This window comes from Pseudomonas sp. GYB4201 (genome assembly GCF_056312595.1).
In genome coordinates this window covers 92,460-98,734 of record NZ_JBWGIG010000012.1, presented here as the reverse complement: position 1 = coordinate 98,734, position 6,275 = coordinate 92,460, and the positions used below count along the sequence as shown (strand labels likewise).

Here is a 6,275-nt window from a genome sequence, read left to right as displayed (position 1 = left end):
CAGGCTGCGCTGGCCGTCCGCTTCACTGGAGATCTCCAGCGAGGCACAGGGCCAGCGCAGCCTGCGGCAGCGGCTACGGGTGCAGGCGCGGGGCGGCTGGGATCAGCCGGCGGCGCAGGTGAACTGGTCGGTGTGGGCCACCGTGCGGCCGCGGTCGTTCACCAGGTCCACGCCCAGGGCCAGGCCCATGCTCATGCCGGTGCTGGTCTCGCGCAGCTGGTAGTGCTCGTCAGGCTTGAAGTGGGCATAGGCCAGGGTGCCGTGGCAGGTCTTGTCGTCGACGTACACGCTGCTGGCGGCGTACACCACCACCTGCATGCTGTGCTTGCCCGGCGCCACCTGGAAGTAGCGGCCGTCCTTGAGCGGGTGGCCGTCCAGCTGCTCGGCCAGCATGTTGTCGCGCGCCTCTTCCTGCAGGCCTACCCAGGCGTCGTGCGGGTCGGGCTTGGGCATCGTGCCGGCACAGGCCGAGAGCAAGGCGGCAAGGCCCAGGACAGGGATCAGCGTCAGTGCTTTCAGGTTCATGGGGTTCCTCCCGGAAAGGGTCGTTGGAGCGTTGCGCGGCAGGCTGCCGGCGATGGGCCAATCTTCGCCGAGCGCCCCTGCCCTGCCCAATGAATCCCCATGAAACGAATTTCAGACCGTTTACAGAAAAAACCGCTACGCGCCTTCCACGCGGTTGCGCCCGGCGCGCTTGGCGCGGTACAGCGCAGCGTCCGCGCTGCCGTAGGCCAGGTCGAAACCGGTGCCCGCCGGGTGGGCGCTGACGCCGAAGCTGGCGGTGACCGGGCGGTTCACCGGGTGCATGAACACGTGGCCGGCGATGGCCGCGCGCATGGCCTCGGCCACGCCCAGGCCGTCATCGAGGTTGCCGCCGGGCAACAGCACGGTGAACTCCTCGCCACCCACGCGGCCGATCAGCCCGCGCTCGCCGACGATCTGCCGCAGGCAGCCGACGATGCCCTGGATCACGCCGTCGCCGGCGGGGTGGCCGTACTCGTCGTTGACCTTCTTGAAGTGGTCGATGTCCAGCACGATCATCGCCACGCCAATACGTGACAGGGTGCTGCTGGTCTGCTCGATGATCGCGCCGCGGTTCAGCACCCCGGTCAGGGCGTCGTGGGTGGCGCGGTGTTCCAACTGCCGGGCCAGTATCTGCAACTGCGCGTTGAGGGTGTTCATCTCGCGCTCGGCGCGGTCGCTGCGGCCGATCAGCCGGCGCGTCTCGCGGATCAGGCGCTCGAAATGCAAGGCCATGTCCACCAGCGACTGGCGGTACAGGTCGGCATCGGCCTGGGGCAAGGCCAGCACGCTGCGCGCGTGTTGCAGGGCGTCGAACTCGCTCTTGAACAGGTCGGGCACCCCTTCGGTCAACGCTACCGGCATCACGGAACTCCTCATCAACTGGCCACGGGCTGGTCGTTGAACTGGATGGCGGTGAAGTCCGCCTGCAGCTCTTCGCCGAATTCGAAAATCGTCTCGTCTTCTTCGTCGTGGTACCAGTTGACGATGACTTCGTTGCCGGCCTGGGCGGCCTGGTCCAGGGCGTCGAAAATGCTGAAGAGCATCTTCGTGCTGGAGCTGTTGAAGTAGGCCAGGGCGATGTTGGCGGTGATGCACTCGCCGCTGCAGGCCTCCAGGTAGCTGCGCAGGTGCTGCACCACGGGGGCGTAGAACGCCGCGGCGTTTTCCGGGTAGGACTCGCCCTTGAGGGTCAGCAGGTGCTGGTCGAATCGGAAGTCGACTTCCGGCGAAGTGGCACTGGCTTCAACGTAGAAATTATCCATTTTCAGTGTGTCTCTACTCAGATCGTGGCTTTGAGGCAGAACAGCGAGGTGCCCGGTTCGTCCGCACGCGGATGGAAGCTGAATTCCAGCGGCGCGCTGGCGTCGCGGGCCATGGTCAGGAAGCCCAGGCCGGCGCCCTTGCTGTCCTCGGGGGTTTCGGCGCGCAGGACCACCTTGTAGGCCTGCTTGATTTCATCGATGGACATCTTGCACAGCGCCAGCAGCTTTTCGCGCAGGCGCTCGACGTCGTCGGTGGCGATGGGGTTGGCGCATTGCATCAGGTAGCGGTCGCCCTCGGCGCTGATGCACACCGCGCCCTGGCGCACCGAGGCGTCCTCGGCCACCGGCGTGCGCAGGCAGTCGGAGGAATAGTGGATGATGTTCTGGGACTGCTCCACGAACGACGAGAACAGCTTGCGCCGGGTGGGGCCGCTGACGCCGGCCACTTCCAGCTGCAACTTCATCACCTCGGCCATGGTGGTGATGATGCTGTGGCTGAAATAGCCCATGTGATAGAAGATCACGTTGCGCTGCTGGGCAAGGTCGAAAAAGGTGCAGTCCTGTGTAGTGTGTGGGTTAGCCATGGTCGTTCCTGAGCCGGGCGCAAAATAGGGTGAGGTCGTCACGTCGTGTTTGCGTTCCCTGCCAACCCGCCAGTGCACGTTGCAATTCATTGCAGATGGCAGCCGCCGGCGCCTGGCGGTGGGCCAGGAGCGTGTCGAATGCCTTGCGTTTTCCAAACGCAATTCGTTTTGGCCCGCCAATCTGGTCGGTCAGGCCGTCGGTGGCGATGAACATCAGGCTGCCCGGCTGCATCGGCACCTCCTCGCAGCGCCATGCGTAATCCAGCTCGCTGGCCACGTAGCCGACGCCCATGCGCTGGCCGGCCAGGGTCTCGACCTGGGCGGCGCCGGGGTGCAGCACCGACAGGCCCAGGCGCGCGCCGGCGAAGCTGAGCACCTGGCGGGCGCTGTCGAACCAGAAGAACGCGGCGTCCAGGCCGTCGTCCGACTCGGGGTGTTCCTGGCCACCCTCCACCTGCCCCAGCAGTTCCTTGACGCTGCGGTTCACTGCCGACAGCAGCCGGGCCGGGTCGCGCGGGCCACACTGGGCCAGCGCGCGGGTCAGCGAGGAGGAAGCAATCAAGGTCATGAACGCGCCGGGCACGCCGTGGCCGGTGCAGTCGGCAATGGCGCCGAACCAGCCGTCGTCGTAGGCGCCAAAATGGTAGAAGTCGCCACCCACCACGTCGCGCGGTTCCCACAGCAGGGCGGCGTCATCGAGCATCGACTTCAGCGCATCGCGCGAGGCGCGCAGCATGGCGCGCTGGATCACGCTGGCGTACTCGATGCTCTGCATCATCTGCCGGTTCTTTTCCGCCTGCATGGCGGCCACCACGCCCATCAACTGCAGGCCGTTGCCCAGGCCGGCGAAGTCGCCGCCACGGGTGACGATGAAACCGTCGGACAGGGCCTTCTCGCCGTACTCCACGGTCTTGAAGGTCAACGCCTCGATGCTCATCTGCGCATCGACAATCAGCGGCTCCTTGTCCATGAAGGCAATGCAGCTTTTCTTGTCGTACAGCTCGCGGTGGAACGGCCGGCTCATCTGCGACAGGAAGATATTGCGGTTGATCAGGCCGATGGGCCGGCGCCCTTCCACCACCGCCAGGCAGGTCATCTCTTTTTGCGAAGTAAAAATATCCATGACCAGCGCGTTGGTGGCGCTGGATTCAATGGCGGGCACTTCCTTGCACAGGTCACCGGCGCAACGGTGATCGCGGGGAAGTTTCGGACGCATGAAGGGGAAGGTTTCTGCGTGCATGGTGTATGGCCGACCCGAAGTGAAGGCGCGATGCTAGCCATACAATGTTAAAATGATATTACAACCCCAAATTCCCCTCCCCCCGTATACCCCATAAATGGCGTCGCCTGCATCGCGGCCAAGGCCGGCTCCTACCACGAACGGTGTAGGAGCCGACTTTAGTCGCGATGCAGACGACGCCCGGGCCTATTTGTGCCGGTACAGCGCATCCCGGCGCTTGTCCAGGCTGGCCTGGCGCTTGGCGATATCAGCTTCAAGCTCGGCCAGGCGGTCTTCGCCGCAGGCAATGGCCGCCAGCTTGCTGGGGTACAGCTCGTCCACGTGGTAGTTGCGGCCCGACTCGGTGCGGTCGTAGCCGCTGGCCGCGTAGCCGGGGCCGATCAGCTCGATTTCCAGGGGCTGGAAGCTGCGGGTCAGCAGCCAAGCCGTGTAGGGGTAGATTCTTTCGCGCATTGCAGCGTTCCAGGGGCCAAAATGAACGGGTAGGATGCACCAGCGGGCCATTCGCTATATACCAAATGATATAGCGCTTGGGCCGCCCACGGCAAATCCCCTTTCCCGCCCCGCAGGAGCCCGATGCGCGCATGATCATCCGCCCCCACAACCCCTCCGCCCTGACGCTGCTGTTTTCGTTGAAGGGCTCGATCATCCCGGCCATCTGGCGCAAGGTGCTGTTCACGATGCTGATCAGCTCGGCGGTGGTGGCCATCCACGGCACCCTGTTCCACTTCAAGGTGGTGCTCACGGCCACGCCGTTCACCCTGTGGGGCCTGACCCTGGCGATCTTCCTCGGCTTTCGCAATACCGTGGCCTACCAGCGCTTCTGGGAGGCCCGGACCTTGTGGGGGGAATTGCTGATCGTCAGCCGCAACCTCACGCGCCAGACCCTGAGCCTGCTGCCCAACCTGGCCGCGGAGCAGCGCGAACAGCTGGGCCACAGCCTGGTGGCGTTCGCCTACGTGCTCAAGCATTTCCTGCGCCGCGAGGCGGTGGCGCCGCAGACCCTGGAGCGCCTGGACGAACACGCGCGACACGTGGTGTTGGGCCACCAGAACCCGCCCAGCGCACTGCTGGGCCTGCTGGGCAAGCGCTACCAGGACGCCGCGCGCCAGGCCGGCGCCGGCGAGCAAGTGCAGATGGGTATTGACCAGCAGCTGACGCGGCTGTCCTACGTGCTGGGCGGCTGCGAGCGCATCAAGAACACGCCCATCCCCTACCCCTACATCCTGCTGCTGCACCGCACCGTGCACATTTACTGCTTCCTGCTGCCGTTCTGCCTGATCGACAGCATCGGCTGGTTTACCCCGGTAGCGGTGTGCATCCTGGCGTACACCTTCTTCGGCCTGGACGCCCTGGGCGACCAGATCGCCGACCCGTTCGACCTGCAGCCCAATGACCTGCCGCTGAACGCCATGTGCCGGCACATCGAGATTGCCGTGCAGGAACTGCTGGAGGTGCCCGCCGCCCTGCCCGAAGAGCCCGAGGACGGCGTGCTGATGTAATCAGTCGGCCACGCCGAGGATGATGTGCGAGGCCTTGATCAGCGCCGTGGCCGTCACGCCCGGGGCCAGGCCCAGCGCCTGCACGGCCTCGCGGGTGACGATGGAAAACACCTCGGTGCCGCCGGCCAGGCGCAGCACCACCTCGGCGTTCACCGCGCCGTCGCCGACGCGCACCACCTGGCCCTGCAGGCTGTTGCGCGCCGAGAAGCGGTAGCCGCCGGTGTCGGTCACCAGCACCACCCACGGCGCCTTGACCAGCGCCACCGCTTCCTTGCCCACCGCCAGGCCCAGGCTGTTGACGCTGGCCAGGGTCACCACCGCCACCAGCGTCTCGCCGCCGGGCAGGGCCAGCGCCACCTCGGCGTTCACCGCCCCCGGGTTGACCTGGCTGACGGTGCCCTTGAATACATTGCGTGCGCTGACTTTCATGCGGTGCTTCCCTGTGAGTGGCAATCGAGGCGCCATCATCGGTATTGGCGCTATGTGCTTACAACCATAGCGCTACACCAGCAGGTCTTCGTAGAAGGCGCCGTACGGCAGGCTCGGGTGCGCCAGCTGGATCTCCAGAATCCACAGCCCGGCGTTGGGCGCCTGCTCGAAATCGCCCAGGTCGCCGCCGCGGTAGATGGCGTGGGGGAAGTCGCTGACGCGGTGGCCCTTGATGTTCAGGTTCAGCACCCAGCCCATCTCCCGCGCCTGGGCGTCGGCGTAGTCGTACAGCGCCTGGCCGGTGACCTGCTCGGCGCGCCAGAAGGCTTCGACGCGGTCGAACAGGGTCTTGGCCGCGGCGGCGCAGGCGATTTTCTGCGGGTCGCTGCCGGTGGTGAACGTGGCGCCGGCGTCGCCTTCATGGCCTTGCCACACGGCGCCCATGTCGATGAAGTAGATGTCGTCCTCGCCCAGCACCGGGTCGCCCTCGGAGCGCTGCTTGAAGGTCTTCAGGGTGTTGGCGCCAAAGCGCACCAGCAGCGGGTGCCAGATACGCTGCATGTCCAGCTCCTGCAGCACCTGCTTGCCCAGCTCGCGGGCCTGGGACTCGAGCATGCCCGGCGCGATGCGCCGGGACAGCAACTCGATGGCCTGCCAGGTCATGGCCTGGGCGTGCTGCATCGAGGCCAGGCTGTAGGACGGGCCGACGGCCTCTTTGGAGAAAGCATTCATC

The 6,275-nt window shown here is 65.8% G+C and carries 9 protein-coding genes; 1 reads left to right on the top strand and 8 read right to left on the bottom strand.

Annotated elements, in window-relative coordinates; all coding sequences use genetic code 11:
* Positions 1–102: 102 nt before the first annotated feature.
* The 6 genes from AC0Z2B_RS13825 to AC0Z2B_RS13800 form a co-directional block, all read right to left on the bottom strand.
* Positions 103–525 carry a PA0061/PA0062 family lipoprotein gene (locus AC0Z2B_RS13825; protein WP_416424829.1) on the bottom strand — a complete coding sequence of 141 codons (423 nt, stop codon included), beginning with the start codon at positions 523–525 and terminating at the stop codon, positions 103–105.
* A 135-nt stretch (positions 526–660) separates the two neighbouring features.
* Entirely contained in the window at positions 661–1,386 is a 726-nt protein-coding gene (locus AC0Z2B_RS13820) for a GGDEF domain-containing protein (protein ID WP_476297314.1), read from the bottom strand.
* Between the two features lie 14 nt (positions 1,387–1,400).
* Positions 1,401–1,787: a DUF1987 domain-containing protein gene (locus tag AC0Z2B_RS13815; protein ID WP_416424831.1), complete on the bottom strand. Its 387-nt coding sequence runs from the start codon at positions 1,785–1,787 to the stop codon at positions 1,401–1,403.
* Positions 1,788–1,804: 17 nt separating this feature from the next.
* A complete protein-coding gene (locus AC0Z2B_RS13810) occupies positions 1,805–2,371 on the bottom strand; it encodes a SiaB family protein kinase (RefSeq protein WP_416424832.1) in 567 nt (188 codons plus the stop codon).
* Positions 2,364–3,611 carry a SpoIIE family protein phosphatase gene (locus tag AC0Z2B_RS13805; RefSeq protein WP_476297312.1) on the bottom strand — a complete coding sequence of 416 codons (1,248 nt, stop codon included), beginning with the start codon at positions 3,609–3,611 and terminating at the stop codon, positions 2,364–2,366. Before AC0Z2B_RS13805 ends, AC0Z2B_RS13810 begins: the two co-directional genes overlap by 8 nt.
* A gap of 186 nt (positions 3,612–3,797) precedes the next feature.
* Positions 3,798–4,064 (bottom strand): hypothetical protein, encoded by a 267-nt coding sequence (locus tag AC0Z2B_RS13800; RefSeq protein WP_473002688.1) that lies wholly within the window; start codon positions 4,062–4,064, stop codon positions 3,798–3,800.
* A gap of 131 nt (positions 4,065–4,195) precedes the next feature.
* On the opposite strand from AC0Z2B_RS13800, the gene AC0Z2B_RS13795 reads away from it, so the two are divergent.
* Positions 4,196–5,113, top strand: a complete 918-nt coding sequence (locus AC0Z2B_RS13795) for a bestrophin family protein (RefSeq protein WP_476297310.1) — start codon at positions 4,196–4,198, stop codon at positions 5,111–5,113.
* Here the strand turns inward: AC0Z2B_RS13795 and AC0Z2B_RS13790 are convergent, their stop codons facing one another.
* Both AC0Z2B_RS13790 and AC0Z2B_RS13785 read right to left on the bottom strand, forming a co-directional pair.
* Complete coding sequence (locus tag AC0Z2B_RS13790; RefSeq protein WP_476297308.1) at positions 5,114–5,542, bottom strand: TOBE domain-containing protein; 429 nt, start codon at positions 5,540–5,542, stop codon at positions 5,114–5,116.
* 72 nt (positions 5,543–5,614) lie between these two features.
* Positions 5,615–6,274, bottom strand: coding sequence for a M24 family metallopeptidase (locus AC0Z2B_RS13785; RefSeq protein WP_476297306.1), 660 nt, complete (start codon positions 6,272–6,274; stop codon positions 5,615–5,617).
* Position 6,275: the final 1 nt, after the last annotated feature.

Bases quoted from the DNA above. Each gene is read 5' to 3' on its own strand.
- AC0Z2B_RS13795 (WP_476297310.1), top strand. From the start codon at position 4,196: ATGATCATCCGCCCCCACAACCCCTCCGCCCTGACGCTGCTGTTTTCG.
- AC0Z2B_RS13785 (WP_476297306.1), bottom strand. From the start codon at position 6,274: ATGAATGCTTTCTCCAAAGAGGCCGTCGGCCCGTCCTACAGCCTGGCC.
- AC0Z2B_RS13805 (WP_476297312.1), bottom strand. From the start codon at position 3,611: ATGCACGCAGAAACCTTCCCCTTCATGCGTCCGAAACTTCCCCGCGAT.
- AC0Z2B_RS13800 (WP_473002688.1), bottom strand. From the start codon at position 4,064: ATGCGCGAAAGAATCTACCCCTACACGGCTTGGCTGCTGACCCGCAGC.
- AC0Z2B_RS13825 (WP_416424829.1), bottom strand. From the start codon at position 525: ATGAACCTGAAAGCACTGACGCTGATCCCTGTCCTGGGCCTTGCCGCC.
- AC0Z2B_RS13810 (WP_416424832.1), bottom strand. From the start codon at position 2,371: ATGGCTAACCCACACACTACACAGGACTGCACCTTTTTCGACCTTGCC.
- AC0Z2B_RS13820 (WP_476297314.1), bottom strand. From the start codon at position 1,386: ATGCCGGTAGCGTTGACCGAAGGGGTGCCCGACCTGTTCAAGAGCGAG.
- AC0Z2B_RS13815 (WP_416424831.1), bottom strand. From the start codon at position 1,787: ATGGATAATTTCTACGTTGAAGCCAGTGCCACTTCGCCGGAAGTCGAC.
- AC0Z2B_RS13790 (WP_476297308.1), bottom strand. From the start codon at position 5,542: ATGAAAGTCAGCGCACGCAATGTATTCAAGGGCACCGTCAGCCAGGTC.